The sequence below is a fragment of the Clostridium puniceum genome (genome assembly GCF_002006345.1).
GTDB classification, from domain to species: domain Bacteria; phylum Bacillota; class Clostridia; order Clostridiales; family Clostridiaceae; genus Clostridium; species Clostridium puniceum.
The window spans coordinates 12,868-33,197 of the sequence record NZ_LZZM01000245.1; the positions used below are offsets into that span (position 1 = coordinate 12,868).

19 protein-coding genes are annotated in these 20,330 nt (G+C 28.1%); 7 read left to right on the top strand and 12 right to left on the bottom strand.

All coding sequences use genetic code 11. The annotated features are described in order from the left end of the window. Window positions 1-39 precede the first annotated feature (39 nt). Entirely contained in the window at window positions 40-501 is a 462-nt protein-coding gene (locus CLPUN_RS26430; RefSeq protein WP_077850170.1) for a DUF2975 domain-containing protein, read from the bottom strand. A 303-nt stretch (window positions 502-804) separates the two neighbouring features. Here CLPUN_RS26430 and CLPUN_RS26435 point away from each other — a divergent pair, with 303 nt between their 5' ends. Then, the gene (locus CLPUN_RS26435; protein WP_077850171.1) at window positions 805-2,940 is read left to right on the top strand and encodes a sodium-translocating pyrophosphatase; all 2,136 of its coding nucleotides are present in this window, start codon (window positions 805-807) and stop codon (window positions 2,938-2,940) included. 226 nt (window positions 2,941-3,166) lie between these two features. Here CLPUN_RS26435 and CLPUN_RS26440 read toward each other — a convergent pair whose 3' ends face one another. Beyond that, window positions 3,167-4,582 carry a glycoside hydrolase family 1 protein gene (locus CLPUN_RS26440; protein ID WP_077850172.1) on the bottom strand — a complete coding sequence of 472 codons (1,416 nt, stop codon included), beginning with the start codon at window positions 4,580-4,582 and terminating at the stop codon, window positions 3,167-3,169. A 466-nt stretch (window positions 4,583-5,048) separates the two neighbouring features. Next, window positions 5,049-5,933: a DUF4474 domain-containing protein gene (locus CLPUN_RS26445; RefSeq protein ID WP_077850173.1), complete on the bottom strand. Its 885-nt coding sequence runs from the start codon at window positions 5,931-5,933 to the stop codon at window positions 5,049-5,051. A gap of 224 nt (window positions 5,934-6,157) precedes the next feature. Between CLPUN_RS26445 and CLPUN_RS26450 the strand changes: the two genes are divergently transcribed. Continuing rightward, complete coding sequence (locus tag CLPUN_RS26450; protein WP_077850174.1) at window positions 6,158-6,367, top strand: hypothetical protein; 210 nt, start codon at window positions 6,158-6,160, stop codon at window positions 6,365-6,367. 34 nt (window positions 6,368-6,401) lie between these two features. Here CLPUN_RS26450 and CLPUN_RS26455 read toward each other — a convergent pair whose 3' ends face one another. Then, on the bottom strand, window positions 6,402-7,091 hold the full coding sequence (locus CLPUN_RS26455) for a Crp/Fnr family transcriptional regulator (RefSeq protein ID WP_077850175.1): 690 nt from the start codon (window positions 7,089-7,091) through the stop codon (window positions 6,402-6,404). Window positions 7,092-7,181: 90 nt separating this feature from the next. On the opposite strand from CLPUN_RS26455, the gene CLPUN_RS26460 reads away from it, so the two are divergent. The 3 genes from CLPUN_RS26460 to cooS all read left to right on the top strand — a co-directional run bounded on the left by CLPUN_RS26460 (window position 7,182) and on the right by cooS (window position 10,524). Beyond that, window positions 7,182-7,871 (top strand): YjjG family noncanonical pyrimidine nucleotidase, encoded by a 690-nt coding sequence (locus CLPUN_RS26460; RefSeq protein ID WP_077850176.1) that lies wholly within the window; start codon window positions 7,182-7,184, stop codon window positions 7,869-7,871. A gap of 244 nt (window positions 7,872-8,115) precedes the next feature. Further along, complete coding sequence (locus CLPUN_RS26465; RefSeq protein ID WP_077850177.1) at window positions 8,116-8,529, top strand: RrF2 family transcriptional regulator; 414 nt, start codon at window positions 8,116-8,118, stop codon at window positions 8,527-8,529. 120 nt (window positions 8,530-8,649) lie between these two features. Next, on the top strand, window positions 8,650-10,524 hold the full coding sequence (gene cooS / locus CLPUN_RS26470) for an anaerobic carbon-monoxide dehydrogenase catalytic subunit (RefSeq protein ID WP_077850178.1): 1,875 nt from the start codon (window positions 8,650-8,652) through the stop codon (window positions 10,522-10,524). 170 nt (window positions 10,525-10,694) lie between these two features. Here cooS and CLPUN_RS26475 read toward each other — a convergent pair whose 3' ends face one another. From CLPUN_RS26475 to CLPUN_RS27895, 5 genes are all read right to left on the bottom strand, one after another. After that, window positions 10,695-11,369, bottom strand: coding sequence for a response regulator (locus tag CLPUN_RS26475; protein ID WP_077850179.1), 675 nt, complete (start codon window positions 11,367-11,369; stop codon window positions 10,695-10,697). Beyond that, the gene (locus tag CLPUN_RS26480) at window positions 11,347-12,969 is read right to left on the bottom strand and encodes an ATP-binding protein (protein ID WP_077850180.1); all 1,623 of its coding nucleotides are present in this window, start codon (window positions 12,967-12,969) and stop codon (window positions 11,347-11,349) included. The genes CLPUN_RS26475 and CLPUN_RS26480 overlap by 23 nt, the downstream gene beginning before the upstream one ends. Window positions 12,970-13,196: 227 nt before the next feature. Continuing rightward, window positions 13,197-14,168 carry a 2-keto-3-deoxygluconate permease gene (locus CLPUN_RS26485; protein ID WP_077850181.1) on the bottom strand — a complete coding sequence of 324 codons (972 nt, stop codon included), beginning with the start codon at window positions 14,166-14,168 and terminating at the stop codon, window positions 13,197-13,199. A gap of 245 nt (window positions 14,169-14,413) precedes the next feature. Continuing rightward, on the bottom strand, window positions 14,414-15,586 hold the full coding sequence (locus CLPUN_RS26490) for an NAD(P)-dependent malic enzyme (RefSeq protein WP_077850182.1): 1,173 nt from the start codon (window positions 15,584-15,586) through the stop codon (window positions 14,414-14,416). Window positions 15,587-15,842: 256 nt separating this feature from the next. Further along, a complete protein-coding gene (locus tag CLPUN_RS27895; RefSeq protein ID WP_158078848.1) occupies window positions 15,843-16,004 on the bottom strand; it encodes a hypothetical protein in 162 nt (53 codons plus the stop codon). Between the two features lie 92 nt (window positions 16,005-16,096). Here CLPUN_RS27895 and CLPUN_RS26495 point away from each other — a divergent pair, with 92 nt between their 5' ends. After that, a complete protein-coding gene (locus tag CLPUN_RS26495; RefSeq protein ID WP_077850183.1) occupies window positions 16,097-16,699 on the top strand; it encodes an accessory gene regulator B family protein in 603 nt (200 codons plus the stop codon). Next, window positions 16,659-16,778: a cyclic lactone autoinducer peptide gene (locus tag CLPUN_RS27330; RefSeq protein ID WP_143329137.1), complete on the top strand. Its 120-nt coding sequence runs from the start codon at window positions 16,659-16,661 to the stop codon at window positions 16,776-16,778. Before CLPUN_RS26495 ends, CLPUN_RS27330 begins: the two co-directional genes overlap by 41 nt. On the opposite strand, the gene CLPUN_RS26500 is transcribed toward CLPUN_RS27330, so the two are convergent. From CLPUN_RS26500 to CLPUN_RS26510, 3 genes are all read right to left on the bottom strand, one after another. Then, on the bottom strand, window positions 16,754-18,022 hold the full coding sequence (locus tag CLPUN_RS26500; RefSeq protein WP_077850184.1) for a GHKL domain-containing protein: 1,269 nt from the start codon (window positions 18,020-18,022) through the stop codon (window positions 16,754-16,756). The genes CLPUN_RS27330 and CLPUN_RS26500 overlap by 25 nt on opposite strands. Before the next feature lie 265 nt (window positions 18,023-18,287). Then, the gene (locus tag CLPUN_RS26505) at window positions 18,288-19,547 is read right to left on the bottom strand and encodes a GHKL domain-containing protein (RefSeq protein WP_077850185.1); all 1,260 of its coding nucleotides are present in this window, start codon (window positions 19,545-19,547) and stop codon (window positions 18,288-18,290) included. After that, entirely contained in the window at window positions 19,541-20,281 is a 741-nt protein-coding gene (locus tag CLPUN_RS26510; RefSeq protein ID WP_077850241.1) for a LytR/AlgR family response regulator transcription factor, read from the bottom strand. The genes CLPUN_RS26505 and CLPUN_RS26510 overlap by 7 nt, the downstream gene beginning before the upstream one ends. Window positions 20,282-20,330: the final 49 nt, after the last annotated feature.

Sequence of the window (20,330 nt, forward strand, 5' to 3'; positions counted from 1 at the left end):
CTATTCATTTAATTTGAGGACACTATTTCTTTTTAATATCTATATAGTTAGCTCATTTTCTGTTTGTATTTCTATTGCTACTTGAACAAGCTTATAAATAATAGTTGAAATAAGTGAAACCATAAATGCTCCAATTGTAATAACTATAGTTCCAAGAGTTGCAATTAAAAATAAACATGCATATAAATAGCACACAAAAACAATAATTGCACAAATACTTATTCCTTTTAAACTAAAAATACTACTTTCTGAAAATGGTTCACGTTTTATAATATTTTTAGCCAACCTTTTAGTCATCCATAAAATTATCCAAGTTGGTATACCTGTTACATAAAGTAATGCAAGTATTGTATTGTGGTTTACTATAGAATAGAAAGCACTCTCTTTAAATACAATCGGCATTATCCAAGGTAGTCCAATAATAACGCCTGTTAATGCAACAAGTCCAAATACAATAATTACATATAAAATTTTACTTAACGAATCTGTCTTTAATTTCATAATTTTTCACCTCTTTCTTATTATAGTAACTTTCTTTATGTATTTCAATATCTTTTTATTGATAAACAATATATTTTTATTGATACGAATTTTAATTCTTATCATTATACTATTTTTTACTCTACTCCTTTTAAATAAACCTAGACTATTTAAAATTTTTAAAACAATCTCCGTTTATCAATTTTCAAAAATAATTATTCTGTATTGTGGAAATAAATATAATATTTTGTAATTTTCTCAACATATTGATGTATAATATAAGTATACAATACTTATATTTTTAAACTAAAGGAGATGGTCTAAATGATGTCCTATTTTATTCTTATTTATGGGGTTATAATTGTTTCACTCTTCGTAATCGTTTATCTAGTTAAGTATACCTTTTCTCAAGACACCGGAACTGATAAAATGCAAGAAATATCAAATTACATTAAAGAAGGTGCTATGGCTTTTATCAAAAGGCAGTACAAGACAATCTTTATTTTATCTATTCTAACTTTATTCTTAATTACATTATGTAATTATATCGGTAATTCTTCTAAAGGCTCTGGGATTGCTATATTGATATCTTTTAGAACAGGTATAGCATTCATAGCAGGTGCATTTTGTTCTGCTTTATCTGGTTATATCGGAATGTATATGGCAGTTAATTCAAATGTAAGAGCTGCTGCTGGTGCAAAAAAAGGGTTGAATAATGCTCTTCAAATAGCACTTAAAGGTGGTGCTGTTACTGGACTAGCTGTTACTTCTCTCTCCCTTTTAGGAGTTGCTTCACTTTTCCTTATATATGGAGGTATTTCAGGTAATGATGCACTTATAAAGGAAGCCCCTTCTCTCATAGTTGGCTTTGGCTTTGGTGCCTCCTTTGTCGCACTTTTTGCACAACTTGGAGGTGGTATATATACTAAGGCTGCTGATGTTGGTGCAGATCTTGTTGGTAAGGTTGAAGCTGGTATTCCAGAAGATGATCCTAGAAATCCTGCTGTTATTGCAGACCTTGTTGGTGACAATGTTGGTGACTGTGCCGGTAGAGGTGCAGATCTTTTCGAATCCACAGCCGCTGAAAATGTTGGAGCTATGATTCTAGGCGTTGCCCTTTATCCTGTCTTTGGATGGAAGGGAATATTATTTCCACTTGTATCACGTGCCTTTGGTATTTTAGCTTCAATAGTAGGAATATTTCTTGTTAAAGTCAAAAATAACAATGATGATCCTATGAAAGCATTGAAAGGTGGATTTGTTGTAACCTCTTTAATAAATGTAGTACTCCTATTCTTTGTAGTTCAAAATATGTTAAGTGGCACTCTTGAGAATGGAACAAAAGTGAATTATCTCTATTTATATGGCTGTGCCATTGCTGGAATATTCCTAAGTTATATATTTGTAATTATTACTGATTATTATACTTCAATAACTCATAAACCTGTTAAAGATATAGCTGATTCTTGTGAAACTGGCGCTGGAACTAACATAATAACTGGCCTATCTGTAGGTATGGAATCTACTGCTTTACCAGTAATATTTATATCCTTGTGCATATTTGTTTCTTATAAATTAGCCGCTCTAGCTTTACCTGGAGTGTCAAATGCAGGTTTATATGGTACTGCAATTGCTACTATGGGAATGCTTTCAACTTGCACATATATCCTTGCTATGGATACCTTTGGTCCAATAACTGATAATGCTGGTGGAATTACAGAAATGTCTGGTGCCCCTGAAGAAATCAGAACAATAACTGACAGATTAGATGCTTGTGGCAATACTACAAAAGCATTAACAAAAGGTTATGCAGTAGGCTCAGCAGCTCTTGCAACCTTCTTATTATTTTCTGCTTACTTAGATGAAGTTAAAAGGATACTTGGTATACCTTTAGACTCTTGGTTTGCAGTTGATATAGGAAAACCTGAAGTATTTATTGGTGGTTTTATAGGTGCTATGATTGTATTCTTATTTAGTTCTACTGCAATAAAAGCTGTTGGTAGGGCTGCTCAATATGTAATATTAGAAGTTAGAAGACAATTTAAAGAAATTCCTGGAATAATGGAAGAAAGAGCAAAGCCAGATTATGCTAGTTGTGTTGATATTGTTACTAAGGGAGCTTTAAAAGAAATGATACTTCCTGGAATATTGGTAATCTCTGCTCCTATAATAGTTGGAGTAGTTCTTGGAAAAGAAGCTGCTGCTGGTTTTCTAATGATAACCACTATTACTGGTGTTATTATGGCTCTATTCCTAAATAATGGTGGAGGTGCATGGGATAATTCTAAAAAACTTATAGAACTAGGAGAACATGGTGGTAAAAATTCTGAAGCTCACAAGGCTAGTGTAGTTGGTGATACAGTTGGTGATCCATTTAAGGATACTGCTGGACCATCACTCCATGTGCTTATAAAGCTTGTAAGTACATTAACTTTAGTTTTTGTAGCACTATTTAGTTAAAAATTATTCTTCAAAATGGGACAGTAGATAGTTTTGCTTTTACACAAAACTATCTACTGTCCCTTCAAAATATTGAAATACCCTATAGAGTAAATTTTTTGTTTACTCTATAGGGTATTTTTAATATATTATTTTTATACTATACATGCTGCAAAATGATTCTTTTATAAAATTCACGCCTGTATATTTATGTAACTTTCTAGTTTCAACATATATATCTAATTTTTTACTCAACTAAGCTTTTTCCATTAGTCGCAATTACTTCTTTGTACCAATCAAAGCTCTTTTTCTTATATCTTTCTAAAGTTCCAGTTCCATCATCATTACGATCTACATAAATAAATCCATAACGCTTTCTAAGTTCAGCAGTTGAAGCACTTACAAGATCAATACATCCCCAAGTAGTATAACCCATTACCTCTACTCCATCTTCTATTGCTTCACCAACTTGAACTAAATGGTCATTTAAATACTTAATTCGGTAATCATCAATTACAGTTTTATTACCTTTTTCATCTACTATTAACTCATCTTTTGCACCTAATCCATTTTCAACAATAAATAAAGGTTTTTGATAACGATCATATAAAAGATTAAGCATATAACGTAATCCTTGAGGATCTATTTGCCAACCCCATTCAGAAGCTTCAAGATATGGATTTGGAACACCTGAAATAATGTTACCTGCACCAGTCTTTTTCTTTTCTTCATCTGCTGTTGCACAAGAACTCATGTAATAACTAAATGAAATGAAATCTACTGTATTTTTAAGAATTTCTTCATCACCAGGTTCCATTTGAATTTTTATGTTATTCGCTTTAAAATATCTATCCATATATTTAGGATATGCTCCTCTTACATGAACATCTGCAAAATATAAATTTTCTCTATCTTGCTTAACTGCTTCAAGTACATCACTTGGATGAGAAGTAAGTGGATAGTTTGGTACTCCAAGAATCATACAACCAACTTTAAATTCTGGATTTATCTCATGTGCAATTTTAACCGCCTTAGCACTTGCTACTAATTCATGATGAATTGCTTGATATAAATCTTGTTTTGATAATTTTTCTTTATCAGTAAAAATACCACCACTCATATAAGGTGCATGTAATACTGAATTTATTTCATTAAATGTAAGCCAATACTTTACCTTATCTTTATATCTGTTAAAGATTATTGTTACATAATTCTCAAAGAATCCTATAAGCTTACGATTTACCCAACCATCATAATTCTTTGCTAGAGCTAGTGGTGTTTCATAATGTGAAATTGTAACTAACGGTTCTATTCCATATTTTAAACATTCATCAAATAAATCATCATAAAATTGTAGGCCTTTTTCATTTGGTTCCTTATCATCACCATTTGGGAATATTCTAGACCATGCAATAGATGTTCTAAAAGTCTTAAATCCCATTTCTGCAAATAACTTAACATCTTCTTTATATCTGTGATAAAAATCAATACCTATTAATTTCATATTATCTTCTGTTGGTTCTTCTGTAATTGGTCCCATAATTCCTCTTGGTGCAATATCCTGTGTTGATAAACCTTTACCATCCTCATTATAAGCTCCTTCACATTGGTTTGCAGCTACTGCTCCTCCCCATAAAAATCCATCTGGAAAATTCTTTGCCATTGTCATTTCTCCCTTCATATTTTAATCTGTTATATCAGATACGTTCAAAAAACAATATTTTAAATTATTTCCTATTTCCTAAAACATATCTAATCGTTTATTAATAAAAAAACCCAAGTCACTGCAAATGAATTTTCATTTATAGTAACTTAGGTATAGCCTGCTTAACCAGTAACAATCCAAAATTTAATGTTTTATTTATTAAGATAACATTATCACAAATTAATTTTCGTGTCAATTTTAGCTTGTACTAATAAATTTGAATATTTTCTATTGCATCTTTTAAAGTTTGAAATCTCTTGTATTTCCCTGGTAATAACATATACTATTTCTAAAATATTATTAAATATCCTTGAAGTATTTTGAATATCTTTCTATATTTTTTATGGAATATTTCCAGACACTCTTAACATTTTTTTAAATTAAGTGAAGTTAATAAAGGCAGGAAATTATCCTATCAAAATACTTAAATAGATTCTGGGTTTTTCACACTTCTTAAATAATTTCTAAGCTTTGCTTTATCAATTATTTCTTCATATATTTCAGGTGCATACTTTTGAATTGCATTTATCTTATCTGAAAAATTATCGTAGACTTTAACAATATCATTATATTTCTCACATAATAACTTGTTTTTTAGTTGTATAATTCTATCAGTTTCTGGTGTTCGCGTAATTGGCTGTGGTGTGTGGGGAATATCAAAAGTTATACCAACGTTATTACCATTTACGGTAATTTCCTCATCAGTATATCCTGTCTCTTTTAACCCCTCTACAAACGCAGCACACATAACTGAGCTTTTTAAAGTGATATTTATTTCCATAGTTAACTCTGAAGGTTCTGAATACTCTCCAAGTTTAAAACCTGCTAACCACCAGTGCTTATCATCTCTTGAAAAAAGCAATACGCCATTCTTGTATAAAGAAAAAGATATTGTTAATCTGTCTTCATTACTTACACAGTTATAAAACATATATTTATACATTTTAGGAATGCTTAACATAGGCTCTTCTCTTGTATATACTCCAACTTCACATCCAGTATTTAAATCATACTGCCCCTTCCACAATTCAATAAGCCAAATCTTTTTCTCATATTTAAAATAAATTGGTTCACAATCTAAAATCATTCCAAAAGGTGCTGATCCTTCATCATACAGACGACTATATCCCATATTTCTTTGCCATGCATTCATATTACTATAAAATATATCCTGTTCTGAATCATAACCATACCCAGCAATTTCTATTCCTTTCTCTATAGGATTACCCTTTAATTTATTAACTACCTCATTACCTATTCCCTTTATTATTCCGATTCCAGCAAGCATAGTTATTAAAGCTCCAGTCATAAATCCTCACCTCAAATAAATTGTTTGTTTATATAATATTCCTTATCTAATCATTATGTTAAAAAACTTTATTTGATAATAGCTAAGCTTTTGACTGGGATAAATATGTTTTTTAGTATTAACTATAATTTTATTATGAACAAATATTTTCATAGATTGATTACAGGTTTAGGCTTATAATTTATATACAAGTATTATAAAACAAAACTGGAGGGGGAATGTATATGTCTAAATATAAAGTGTGTAAACACACATGTGATTGTGATAAATTAGTTAAAGCTTTAAAGAAAAACAATATTGAATTTAAGACAAAAGATTGTATAAAAAACTGCTCAAAATGCCGTTCTAAAGTATTAATAAAAAAAGATGATGACTATATATCTGCCAAAACTACTGAAAAATTAATCTCTAAACTATTAGATACTAACAAATAAATTTTTAAAATAAGCTGATAATTAATTCTACAAATCATAACGATTTTAAATAAGAGTTTTTTGATAATTCTCGAAGTCTCTCCTTATCTAATATATATATTGTTTTATTTCTACACTTTATAATTGATTCTTCTTCAAGCTCTTTTAATGTTCTATTTAAATGCCTATAGGTTGTTCCTAAAAATTGAGCAATTTCTAGAAAAGAAGAATTTAGAACTATATAGTTTTCATCTGTTAAATATTCGACTAAATAGCTAGATAATCTATTTATAAGAGGATATACAAAGTTGTAAGATGTATTATTAATAGTAGTATAAAGTTTATCACTTAAGGACTCTGCTAGATGAAGTAAAAACTTAGAATTATCTAAATATTCTTTTCTAAGTAAATCTGAAGATATTGCTATTAGATAGGTATCTTCTATTGCATCAATATCGCAATATACAGGTAAGTTTTTCAAAAGCTCCAAATCTCCTATAGTGTTAAAATCTTTATAAAATTTTAGTAGCATTGATTTCCCATTTTCAAAAAGATATGAAATTTTAATTTTTCCATCTACAAGTAGATAATAATATTCTAAATTAGTTTCCGCTTTTAATATAGACTCATCTTTTTTATAAAAATAAAGCTGCATATGATTAAGTAAAGTTTTATCAAATATATTTTCGATACTATACTTAACTATATAATTATTTAAGAGGTTATTATCCAAAATTTTTTTCATAACTCCTCCTTAACATGACATATGTCATTTTTATACTTTTATAAATATAGTATTTTATTTATAATGAATTGTAAAGCAAGGAGGAATTTTATGAAATATGAAATTATAATATTTGATGCTGATGAAACTTTATTTGATTTTAAAAAATCTGAAAGAGATGCATTTAAAAATGCTATGCTTGAGTTTAATATTGAATATGATGAAAATTACCATCTAAAAATATATCAGGATATAAATACTCTTATATGGAAAGAGTTCGAGGAAGGGTTTATTACCCAGGAAAAATTAAAGATTGAAAGATTTAAAAGATTATCAGATAAATTAAAGATTGACTTTGATGAGTATAGATTTTCAAAGTCTTATATGAAACATTTGGCCAATGGTTCATTTTTATATGAAAATAGTTTAAACCTTGTAAAAAAGCTTCATAAAGACTATAAACTTGCTATAGTTACTAATGGTCTCAAGAATGTTCAAGACAATAGAATAAGAAAATCTATTATAGCAAAATACTTTGATGCTATAGTCATATCAGAAGAAGTTAAGATATCAAAACCAAATCCAAAAATATTCGAATATGCTTTAAAAAATATGAATCATACTGATAAAAGTAAAGTATTAATGGTAGGTGATAGTTTAACATCTGATATACAAGGTGGAATAAACTTTGGTATAGATACCTGCTGGTATAATCCAAGTGAAACTCAAAACGTAACTGGAATAACTCCAACTTATGAAATTTCTAATTTGATAGCACTTAACGATGTTCTTAAGATTTAAAATAAATCAAATATATTATGTCTTTTATTACCGTTCTTTGTTATAAAATCTACAACAAAAATTATCTTTTAAAACGTAAATAATATATGATAAATATATTATTTTGCTTTTTAAGAGATATTTTTAATTCAATATATGCACTTATAATTTGATGAATATATAAAATAAACTACATATTGACAATTATAAGAAATTGTACTAATATAAAGTATACCAACAAGGTGTACTTTAAGGAGTAAGATGTATGAATATAAATCAAGAATCTGATTACGCCTTTAGAATAGTACTCATGCTATCTAAAGAAGGAGTAGACAATAAATTAGATGCTAAATTTTTATCAGAAAAAGGAAGTATTCCGCTTAGATTTTTATTAAAATTAACTAGAAAGCTAACTCAAGTAGGAATAGTTAGATCTTATAGGGGAGTTAATGGTGGTTATGCTATAACAAGAGAACCTAAAGATATAACTTTAAAAGATGTAGTTGAGGCTATACAAGGTCCAATTATAATAAACAGATGTACTTATGATAAAAAAGCCTGCAGTGCCAATAAAGGCAGTCATTGTTCCATACATAAAGCTTTATGTAATATTCAAAATACAATGATAAATGAGTTAACCAAAGTAACATTTGAAGATCTAAAAAATAATCCTTGGTAATTTTAAATTTGATAAATACTTATAGAAGGCGAAAGCCTTTTATATTCGCTCGAAAGTATACCAATTAGGTATAGTTAAAAGATTTAATATATAATTGTAAATATAAGGAGACGAATAACTATGTCAGTGTGTAAGTCAGCAGATTGTAAATTGTGTGAATTTTTATCATCAAAAGAAGAGATTGAAACGTCTTTCAATAGAGTTGAAAAACAAAAATCAAAATGTAAATTCGGAAAGACAGGCGTATGCTGTAAACTTTGTTCAAATGGACCTTGTAAGATAACACCTAATTCTCCAAAAGGAGTTTGTGGTGCAGATGCAGACACTATAGTTGCAAGAAATTTCTTAAGAGCTATAAGTGCTGGTTCCGCTTGTTATCTTCATGTAGTTGAAAACACAGCAAGAAATTTAAAAACCATTGGAGAAGGAAAAAGCAACCTTAAGATAAAAAGTCCAGAAACTTTAGATAACCTTGCAGAAATTTTTGGTATTGCAGAAATAGACGTAAATAAAAAAGCTGTTATGGTGGCAGATGAAGTTTTAAAGGATTTATATAAACCAAGATTTGAAAAAATGGAATTAGTAAAAAAATTAGCTTATGTTCCAAGATATAAAAAGTGGGAAGAATTAAATATACTTCCTGGTGGTGCTAAATCAGAGGTTTTTGATGCTATAGTAAAAACTTCAACAAATTTAAATAGTGACCCTGTTGATATGCTGCTTAATGCATTAAGTCTTGGAATTGCTACAGGAATATATGGTTTAGTATTAACAAATTTATTGAATGATGTTATGCTCGGTACCCCAAAAATAAGACAAGCCAAAGTAGGCTTTAGAGTCATTGATGAAAATTATATAAACATAATGGTTACAGGACATCAACATTCTGATATTGCACATCTTCAAGATAAATTAATTGAAGAAGATGTTAAGAAAAAAGCAATTGAATTAGGAGCAAAAGGATTTAGATTAGTTGGATGTACATGCGTAGGACAAGATCTTCAGTTAAGAGGTGAACATTGCACAGAAGTCTTCTCTGGTCATGCTGGAAATAACTATACAAGTGAAGCAGTCCTTGCAACAGGCGGTATAGATTTAATTGTATCCGAATTTAACTGTACAATTCCAGGTATTGAGCCTATCGCTGAAAAATTTAATGTAAAAACTATTTGTATAGATGATGTGGCTAAGAAAAAAAATGCTGATTACATACCTTTTGACATGAGTGATGCAGAAGAAATAAGCGAAAAAATTATAAATGCTGCATTAGAAAGCTATAAAAATAGAAGAAGTACTGTTAAAATTGATATTCCAAAAGATCATGGTCATGATGATGTAATCACAGGTGTTAGTGAAGGTTCATTAAAAGAATTTTTAGGTGGAAACTGGGATGGACTTATTGATTTAATTGCAAAAGGTAAAATTAAAGGAATAGCTGGAGTTGTAGGCTGTTCTAATCTAACAGCTAAAGGTCATGATGTATTTACTGTAGAGTTAACTAAGGAATTAATAAAAAGAGATATTTTAGTGCTTTCAGCTGGCTGTTCTTCAGGAGGTCTTGAAAATGTTGGGCTTATGTCACCAGGTGCTGCTGAACTTGCTGGAGATAGCTTAAAAGAAGTGTGTAAATCACTAGGCATACCACCAGTATTAAACTTTGGTCCATGCCTTGCCATTGGAAGGTTAGAAATGGTAGCAACTGAACTCGCTGAAAATTTAGGTCTAGATATACCTCAGCTTCCACTGGTATTGTCAGCACCACAATGGCTTGAAGAACAAGCATTAGCTGATGCTGCCTTCGGATTAACTTTAGGATTACCTCTACATGTTGCTATATCTCCATTTATAGATGGAAGTGAAATTGTAACTAAAGTTTTAAAAGAAGATTTGGTAATTTTAACAGGTGGCAAACTTATAGTTGAAGAAGATGTAATTAAAGCTGCCAATGAATTAGAAATGATCATTGAAAGTAGAAGAGGTGAAATGAACCTCTAGAAATAAAATTCATATTTTATGCAAAGTTATAAATATAATTGGCATTATAAAATTTAAGTTTTATAATGCCAATTAGCTTTACTTCTAAGTAATTATGGTTAAGTTTAATTAATAACAAAAAATCACTAAGAATTTCGGCAAATAAAGATTGTAAATAGATTTTTATAATATTAAATCTTATGATATTTATGCTGTGGTCTTCCTATTTTGCCATACTCTACTGATTTATCTACTTTACTTTCTTTTTCCATATATTCAAGATATCTTCTAACCGTTACTCTTGCTACTCTTAATTTTTCTGCTAAATCCTCTGCTGTAAAATCTTCATAATTATTTTTTTCAATCTCTTCCCATATTGTTTTATAAGTATATTTATTAAGGCCCTTAGCAAAATCATCTTCATTTTGAGAAATATTAGCACTAGATATTAACTTGTCTAAATCCTTTTGTTCAATAACATCATTTTCTTTAAATTGATAATACCTTCCTTTAAATTGGTTAAGTGATTCTTTAAATCTTTCAAAACTGAAAGGCTTTATAAGATAATCTACAACTCCATATCTAAAAGCTTCTTGTATTCTTTCAATAGACTTGTCAGCTGTAATTAAAATAATGTCGATATCTATTTCCTGTGCTCTTATCCACTTTAAAAAATCAATTCCATTTTCTTTAGGAAGATATACATCAAGTAATATTAAATCTGGCTTTTTAATCAATATAAATTTTTTTGCATCATCAAGATTAGAAACAGCTTTGTATAAAATAAATCCTTCTACTCTTTTTAAAAATTTAGAATTTATTTCTCTAACCATAGGATCATCTTCAACTATCATTACTTGAATCAAGCTCGTCACTCCTTTTCATAGGTATAGTTATATCCCAAAGAACTCCTTCATCTATATCAAAATTTATTGTACCATTTGATTCTTCAATTATTTTCTTTACTATATACATTCCATATCCGCGCTGTCCATCCTTCGTTGAGAAACCTTGTTCATAAATTTTTTCTCTGTGTTCTACAGGAATTCCACCACCATTATCTTTAATTACTATATTTAAAAAGTTTTCATTTTGAACTATTTTTATATATACAAATCCAGTTCCATCATTTTTAACTTCATCTAAAGAATTTTCTATCAAATTCCCAATAATTGATACAATCTCTTCCGAAGTCATATACTCTGGTAATTTTACAAGCCTTGAATATTCATCTATTTTTAATTTGACTCTAGATTCTTCAGCTTTATTATACTTTGATAGTAATAAAGCCGATATAGAAGCATCTTTTATATTCTCAGTTAAAATATTGCTTATATTACTTCTTACCTTTGCTACATCAGAAATAAATTGCAAAGCCTCACCATACTCTTCCAATTGTATAAGCCCAGAAATAGTATGGAGTTTATTCATAAATTCATGATTTTGAGCTCTTAAGGACCATGCCATTTTTTTGACTCCTGTAAGCTCTTCTGCCATTCTAGTCACCTCTGTTTTATCTCTAAAACTAGCAATAGCACCTACAATCTTTTCTCTACTTATTATAGGAACTCTATTAGTCATTATTATAGTATTATTTATCCTCTGCTCTTCTTCAAATTCTGATCTTCCTGTCTCTAAGACATTAATCAAGCGTGAATTTGGAATAACCATTTCTACATTCTGCCCTATAATATGCTCCTTATTAATACTATTTTCAAAGTGCAGTATATTTAATGCAGAATCATTTATAAGAGTAATTCTAGCTTCATCATCAACAGCTACTAACCCTTCATGAATAGCATCCAGCATACCCATCTTTTCATTATAAAGCTTTGCTATTTCATCAGGCTCAAGCCCTAGCAAAGTATTCTTTATGTTATTAGCCAATAGAAATGCTCCTATCACTCCCACTGAAAGACCTCCAAGACCAATCAAAATTATATACAAAATAGCTGTATGCTTAGCTGTTTCAATACTTTCAGTAAGTGTTCCTACAGATACAAATCCTATCTCTTTTTTACTTTCCGAATCATATATTGGTGCGAAAGCTCTCAAGGCTTTTCCAAGAGTTCCTGTCGCCTCAGAAATATATGTTTCTCCATTTTCAACTACTTTATACTCATCTCCTCCTGCAAACTTTTTACCTATCATTTCTGGATTTGGATGAGAATATCTAGTTCCTTCACTGTCTGCTACAATTATATATTCAATTTGCTCCAAGTTTTTAAGCTGCATATCAACATAAGGACCAATTTTTTTATTTGGATCTTTAGATTTCAATTCATCTACTATCTCTCTAGAATGAGCCATCATCTCAGCTACATTCATAATATTAGTTCTTGCTTTATTTTCTATATTTCCAGTCATCCATGAAACAACAAATGAAATTATTATCGATATAGAAATAAAAACTACCGCTATAATCAATAAGGTAATCTTTGTTTGCAGCTTCATTACTTTTCTCATATTCATCACCTACCCTTAATGCAAATTTAATCTTTGTAATTAAAAATCTTTAAAACACGAAAGCATGGAAGACTATATTTACAGATAGAAGGTTTAATATAGGAATATATACTTTAATCCTATTATATAGCACTTCTTTCATTATTGTCTTCCATTTTTCCGTGTTTAATTTAATATATATTCAATAATTATTCTTATTGTATTTAAGCTTTAATAATTACCATCTATTATGCAGTGACTTCGTTATTTAATTTTTCTGCCTTTTTCTTATTAAGTAATTTGAATGCATAAGAAACAATAAATGGACAAAGTATAGCAGATACTACACATGCTGCTGCAACTTGTGCTGTAGCTACTGTTGCTATGACAGCTAATGATGGATCTGCAGCTGCAACAGCTGCTGGTGTCGCTACAGCATTTCCTGCTGTTGACCCTGTTCCTAAACCGATAATTGGCTCCTCTTTAAATATTTTAAGAAGTATATATGCTCCTATTCCAGTAAATGCAGCTATTACTCCTAATAGTATACCAGGACCTCCAGCTGTTATGATAGTTGAAAGGTTCATCCCTGCACCTAATGGGAACGAGAAGAATGGAATTAATAACATTTTGCTGCTTCCAAGGAATTTTCTCATATCTGGATCAATATTTCCTAAAATCATACCTATTACTATTGGCACCATTACCGCTACAAGTGCCATAAATGGAACTTGAGCAAGTCCTGATGCACCTAGTGCAACTAGTGTAAAGAATGGACCATCCTTTAAAGATAATAAAGCATAAGCACCTACATCAGTTTCATCACCATATTGCGAAGCAAGAGAAGCATATAATCCACCATTACAATTCGTTAATGCTGCAAGGATAGCAAGTGGTGATAAACCTAATACTCCAGCAGGTCCAAAAACTTTACCTACAAATATACCAATACCAGCACCTACTATAAATTTACCTGTTATTAATAGTGCACCTTTTTTTATTGCCTTTGGCGCTAATTTGAAATTAATTTGTGAACCAATTAAAAACATAAAACAAGCCAAAATTGTTGATGATGCCGTTGAGCTAAATAATGCTGTTGTAAAACCACCTATCTTCAAAAATTGTGGACAAAATGTGTTAACTAATACTCCTAAAAAAAGTGGAACAACCATCATACCGCCTGGAATTTTATCAAGAGTTTTCTTAATTGGAATTTGCATAATGATACCTCCTAAAATATTACATTTTAAATTGTGTTAAATATGTATATTTTTAAAATTTGTAATTTCATCGCTTATCTATAATTTTGTGGAATTTCCCTTACTCATCTAATTTATTATTTTGTAGCAGAATTTTCTTTCTATTTTATTTGAGTTTATACATGTCCTAGTTATCGTCATACTGGTTATTTAATAACATATATAAACTCTAAATCCTATTGATAATATTTCTATTATTAATTAATTTATTTTCTTGCAACTCCACTGTCTCTAGCAGCTTTTGCAATTGCTTCTGCTACCTTTGTAGCAACATTTTTATCTAAAGCACTTGGAATTACGTTATTTTCATTTAAATCTTCTGCTTTTATATAGTCAGCTATTGCATATGCTGCAGCAAGCTTCATTTCTTCATTTATTTCCTTAGCTCTAACATCTAAAGCTCCTCTAAATATTCCTGGGAATGCTAAAACATTGTTTATTTGATTTGGAAAATCCGAACGTCCAGTCCCCATAACTCTTGCTCCAGCTGCTTTTGCCTCATCTGGCATTATTTCTGGAGTTGGATTTGCCATAGCAAATAGTATAGAATCCTTATTCATGCTTCTTACCATATCTTGACTTACTATTCCCGGAGCTGAAACTCCTATAAATACATCTGCACCTACTAATGCATCTGCAAGGTTACCTTTTATATTATCTGGATTTGTTATTTCTGCTAAAGCTTCCTTCGCATCATCAATTTTTTCCATTCCTCTATATAAGATTCCTACTTTATCACAAGCAATTAAATTTTTTACTCCTGCTACTAATAAAAGCTTAGATATTGCAGTTCCAGCTGCTCCTGCTCCATTTATTACTACTTTTATATCTTCAAGCTTCTTATCAACTACCTTAAGTGCATTTATAACTCCTGCAAGAACTACTATTGCAGTTCCATGTTGGTCATCATGAAATACTGGGATATCAACTAATTTTTTAAGTTTTTCTTCAACTTCAAAGCATCTTGGTGCCCCAATGTCTTCTAAATTTATTCCTCCAAATGTTGGAGCTATTAATCTAACCGCATTAACTATTTCATCTACATCCTTAGAATCCACTAATATAGGAAACGCATCAACATCTGCAAATTCCTTAAATAAGATTGCCTTACCTTCCATTACAGGCATTCCTGCCATTGGCCCTATATCTCCAAGTCCTAGTACCGCTGTCCCATCTGTAACTACTGCTACTAAATTTCCTTTTGATGTATACTTATATACGTTTTCATTATCCTCATGAATTTTTCTGCAAGGTTCTGCAACTCCTGGCGTATATGCAAGGCTTAAATCATCTCTTGTTTCAACTTTAACCTTAGATGTTATTGAAATTTTTCCTTGTCTTTCTTCATGTAATTTTAGACTTTCTTCAAAATAATTCATTTTTAATACCGTCCCTTCATATTTTATATAAGTTTTTTGTAATCGTTTCCTATGTGTAGATAATAACATTAACATTTAAAGTTTAAAATATTTTAAACTTTAAAAACATTTTATGGTCATAAAGAATATTTTGTTAAATTGTTAACAAAAAAAAGAGCACCTTCATCCTTTGGATTCAGTCTCCTTCTTTAATTGAATTAATATTTTTATATTTATTTCTGTATAGTTAAACTTGATTAAATCTTCTTGAAAAATGTTATAAAGAATATCCCATTTCCGTAGTTATAGGTTCTGTTGTTAATTCATCTTTAATATCATTAAAACTTGTAGTGATTATACACGCTTTTATGATTAATTCAATATTGAAATCAAATATATCACTTGTTTGATTTTGCCATAAACTTCTTTTTATTCCCAAAAATATACTTTTTATTCTAATAATATTGTAATTGTATTCTCTTTGATGTAAATTAAATGAAAATATATATCAAAGTAATCAAGAGGTTAACAATGATAAAAGATGTTTCAAATTTTATAACTGAGTATTTAGGTAAAAATAATTCTTCTTTAACTGAGACTGACTTACTAAAAATAAATTACTCTTTACAAGTAATTTTCGGAGATTCAATTAAACTCACAACAATATTTCTAATATTTTTATGCTTGAAGCAATTACCCCTATTTTTTTTATCTTTTACTATTTTAATTTCCACAAGACCTTTAGGTGGAGGCCTTCATTGTAAAACTTTTACTGAATGTTTTATAGTCAGTATAATATACTTTACTCTAGTATTGATATTTAGTATATTATCTCCTAAATTTAGTCTTTATTTTTATGTAATTTTCTTTATAATATCATTTATCATAATTTTGAGATATGCTCCTTGTCCTAACACAAAACGACCAATAAAAAACAAAGAGAGGCTAAAAACTCTCTCTTTACTATCTCTTACTTTTTGGATGATATTATTTTTTAAATTTACAAACCTTCAAATATGCAACTGCATATTTGGAAGTTTATTTCTTCAAATCCTACAATTAATAATTTTTAATATGAAAGGAGTTGTTTCTAATGCAAAAATCTATAAGTTTTTTTTCAGTCATGCTACTTAACTTATTTAAGTTAGTATCAAAGACAAGCTGCCCTTTAACATGGGGAGAACCTGATTATCCTAAAGAATTATTAAAGTAAATATCAAAAATAATTTCTTCACAATCTACATTTATTTTAATATTACCTTTATGGGAATTAATTATGGTTTGTACATTGTATAAACCATAACCTCTTGTCCCAGTATTTTTAGTTGAATAACCTCTTATGAACATCTCATTTAAATTAATATTATTGGGACTAGCAGCACGATTCTTAATAATTAAATGAGATGTTTTATTTTCGTTAAAAATCTTAATTTGAATATTTTTTTCAACACATTCATCCTTTATTACTTCCTCAAAAGCATTATTTAATAGATTATTTAATACATTAGATATTTCATTATAACCTAAAATATCATCTAACACATTATTCTCAATTTCATATTCAAAATTAATATTATATTTTTTAAATTTACACATATTTGTATATATTATTGATTTTATAACTACATTGTCAATATATATTAGCTCATTTATCTTATTATCATATATATCTTCATCTTTAATATAATTATCAATTGCTTCCTTTACCTCTTTTTTATCTACAACATTAACTATTCCCTTTATTGTATTTTTATAATTTGCAAAATCATGTTGTCTTTGTTTTATTTCCTTAACTATTTCATTAATAACAGAATTATATTCATTCGAAATTTTTAATTTCTCTTTTTCTTTTATTACTTTAGCAATATAAGAATATGTAAATAATTGAGTTAAGATTAATCCTCCAAATACTGCTATTATACTAAATAAATTATTTTGGATTATACCATTACTATAATTCCAAATAAGTTTAAAAACTAAAACGTATATACTAAATGTTGAAATAAAATAAGTTAAAACATTGTTCTGCGTCTTTTGAACTGTAGAATATTTTAATGTAATATATTTATTTAATGACTTTACTTTTGAAAAAATAATTATACTAATAGTAATTATTAATTCTATGATAAATCTTTCAATTATATAGTTATTAACAAATTTATTAATGATTATATTGATAATTAATTGCAAAAGAATATTTATGGACATTAGTAGCACTAATCCAAATATACTTTCTTTAAAATCATACTTATATATAATTTTAATAATAATAATAATACCTATTATGTATGCAACAATAAAGTTTAACCCTATTGCTTCCATAATTGTCATCAAAGTGGAGAGAATAACTACAGTAGATAATAATTTTAATATACTGCTGTTCTTATTTTCTAAAATTATCCACAGATAGACTATATTAAATATATGCATACTATTCATCATAAGCTTAATTAGCATATTACTACTATCCCCTTTTTAATATATATATTTGAATTTAAATTTTAGAAACACCAATCTAGGATATTAAACAAAACTTTATATCTTTAGATTAAAATCTAATTTTTTCTATCTTAAATACAAACCTTTATTTACTAAAAAAACATTACTTTAAATTATATCTTACGCTTGTACATAAAATATGAAAAGTAGAAACTTTATAATTTTGTAAATATATTTGAATATTAAAATAAAGTTATGTTGTTTTTTTAATCAACATAACTATTTATGAATTATTAAAATAAATATCAAAAATAATTTCTTCTGATTCAATATTTATCTTTATATGCCCTTTATGGGAATTAATTATAGTTTGTACATTGTGTAAACCATAACCTCTTGTGCCTATTTCTTTAGTTGAATAACCACTTGTAAAAATCTCATTTAAATTAATATCTTGAGGATTCACAGCTTTGTTCTTAATAATTAGATGTGATGTTTTATTTTCGTTAAAAATTTTAACTTTGATATTTTTTTTAGTACACTGCTTCTTTATTACTTCTTCAAAAGCATTGTTTAGCAGATTATTAAGTACATTAGATATTTCGTTATAGCCTAAAATATTCTCTAAAACATTATTCTCAATCTCATATTCAAAATTAATATAATATTTTTTAAATTTATTCATATTTCTATATATTATTGATCTTATAACTACATTCTCTATATATATAAGTGAATTTATTTTATCATCATATATATCTTCATCGTTAATGTACTTATTAATTGCTTCCTTTACATCCTTTTCCTCTACAACATTTATTATTCCTTTTATTGTATTCTTGTAGTTAACAAAATCATGCTGCCTTTGTTTTATTTCTTGAACTATTTCATCAATAACAGGAGCATACTGATCATCAATTTTTAATTTTTCTTTTTCTTTTATTACCTCAACAATATATGAATATATTAAAATTTGACATATAATAAGTGCACTTATTATTACTATAGTAATAAATACATTCGTTTGAATTATATCATTATAATAATTCCAAGCAAATTTAAAAACTATAATATATGTACCATATGTTAAAATAAAGTGAATTAGAATATTGCTGTTTACCTTTTTAAAGGTAGCATATTTCAATGAGATATACTGATTTAATAACTTTACTCTTGAAAAGATGATTACACCAATCATTATTATTGATTCTACAATAAAGCCTTGAATTATATAGTTATCAGTAAATTTATTAATAACTAACATGGGAAGCAACTCTAAAATTATAATTATAAGCAATGTTAACAAGTATCCAACTATAACATCCTTTAGATCATTCTTATATATAATTTTAATTCCAATAATATATACTATATAAATAGATATAAAACTCAAATCTAATAGCTCAATTATAGTACAAAAAACAGATAGGATAAATACACTAAGTAATATTTTAATTATGCTATCCTCTTTTTTAGATAATATTATCCACAAGTATGTTATACTAAATGTCTCCATAGCATTTAGTATAAATTGAATTAACATATTACTATTTTTCCTTTTTTAAACTCAGACATAATATTAGCTTTAAATTTATATCCTAAAAGTGCTGTCTTAAAAGATTTGTCGAAATATACTACGCTTAATTTAAAATCTAATTTTTCTATTTTAGATATATATTTTTTATTTATTGCAAAAGCTCTATGACTTTGAATTATGTATGAGCAATTAATTAATTCAATCATTTTTTTCAAAGTTGTATTATTAGCAATGTACATACCATTAACAGTATTTACTTCACAGTTTTTCCCTTTAACTTCTATAAATAAAATATCATTTATTTTTATCCCAACATATATACCATTTTTTAATGTTACAACTATTTCTTTATCTTCATTTTCATTGTTAGTCTCATTAAGAATAATTTTATTTATAATAGTTTGTACTTCTTCTTGGTTATATGGCTTTAATATATAATCATAGCAATGAGTTTGTTTGAAAGCTTGAGTTATATATTCCATATGGGTTGTTAGAAAAATAATTTGCCTAAATTCGTACTTTGGAATTTTCCTAATCTTTAATGCTAAATCTAATCCAGATGATTCTTTTAAATTTATATCTATTAAAAACATATTTATATCGTATTTCCCAATTATCTCCAATGCTAATTGCTCACTCTCAGCTTCATAGATCTCACAAAAATTATTCATAGTCAAAATCATTTTTTTTAAAACTTTTCTTTGCATAAAATCATCTTCTACTAAAATAATTGAATACATAAATATCACCTCTGTTTCATACACTTGCAAAATATAACATATTTTACTG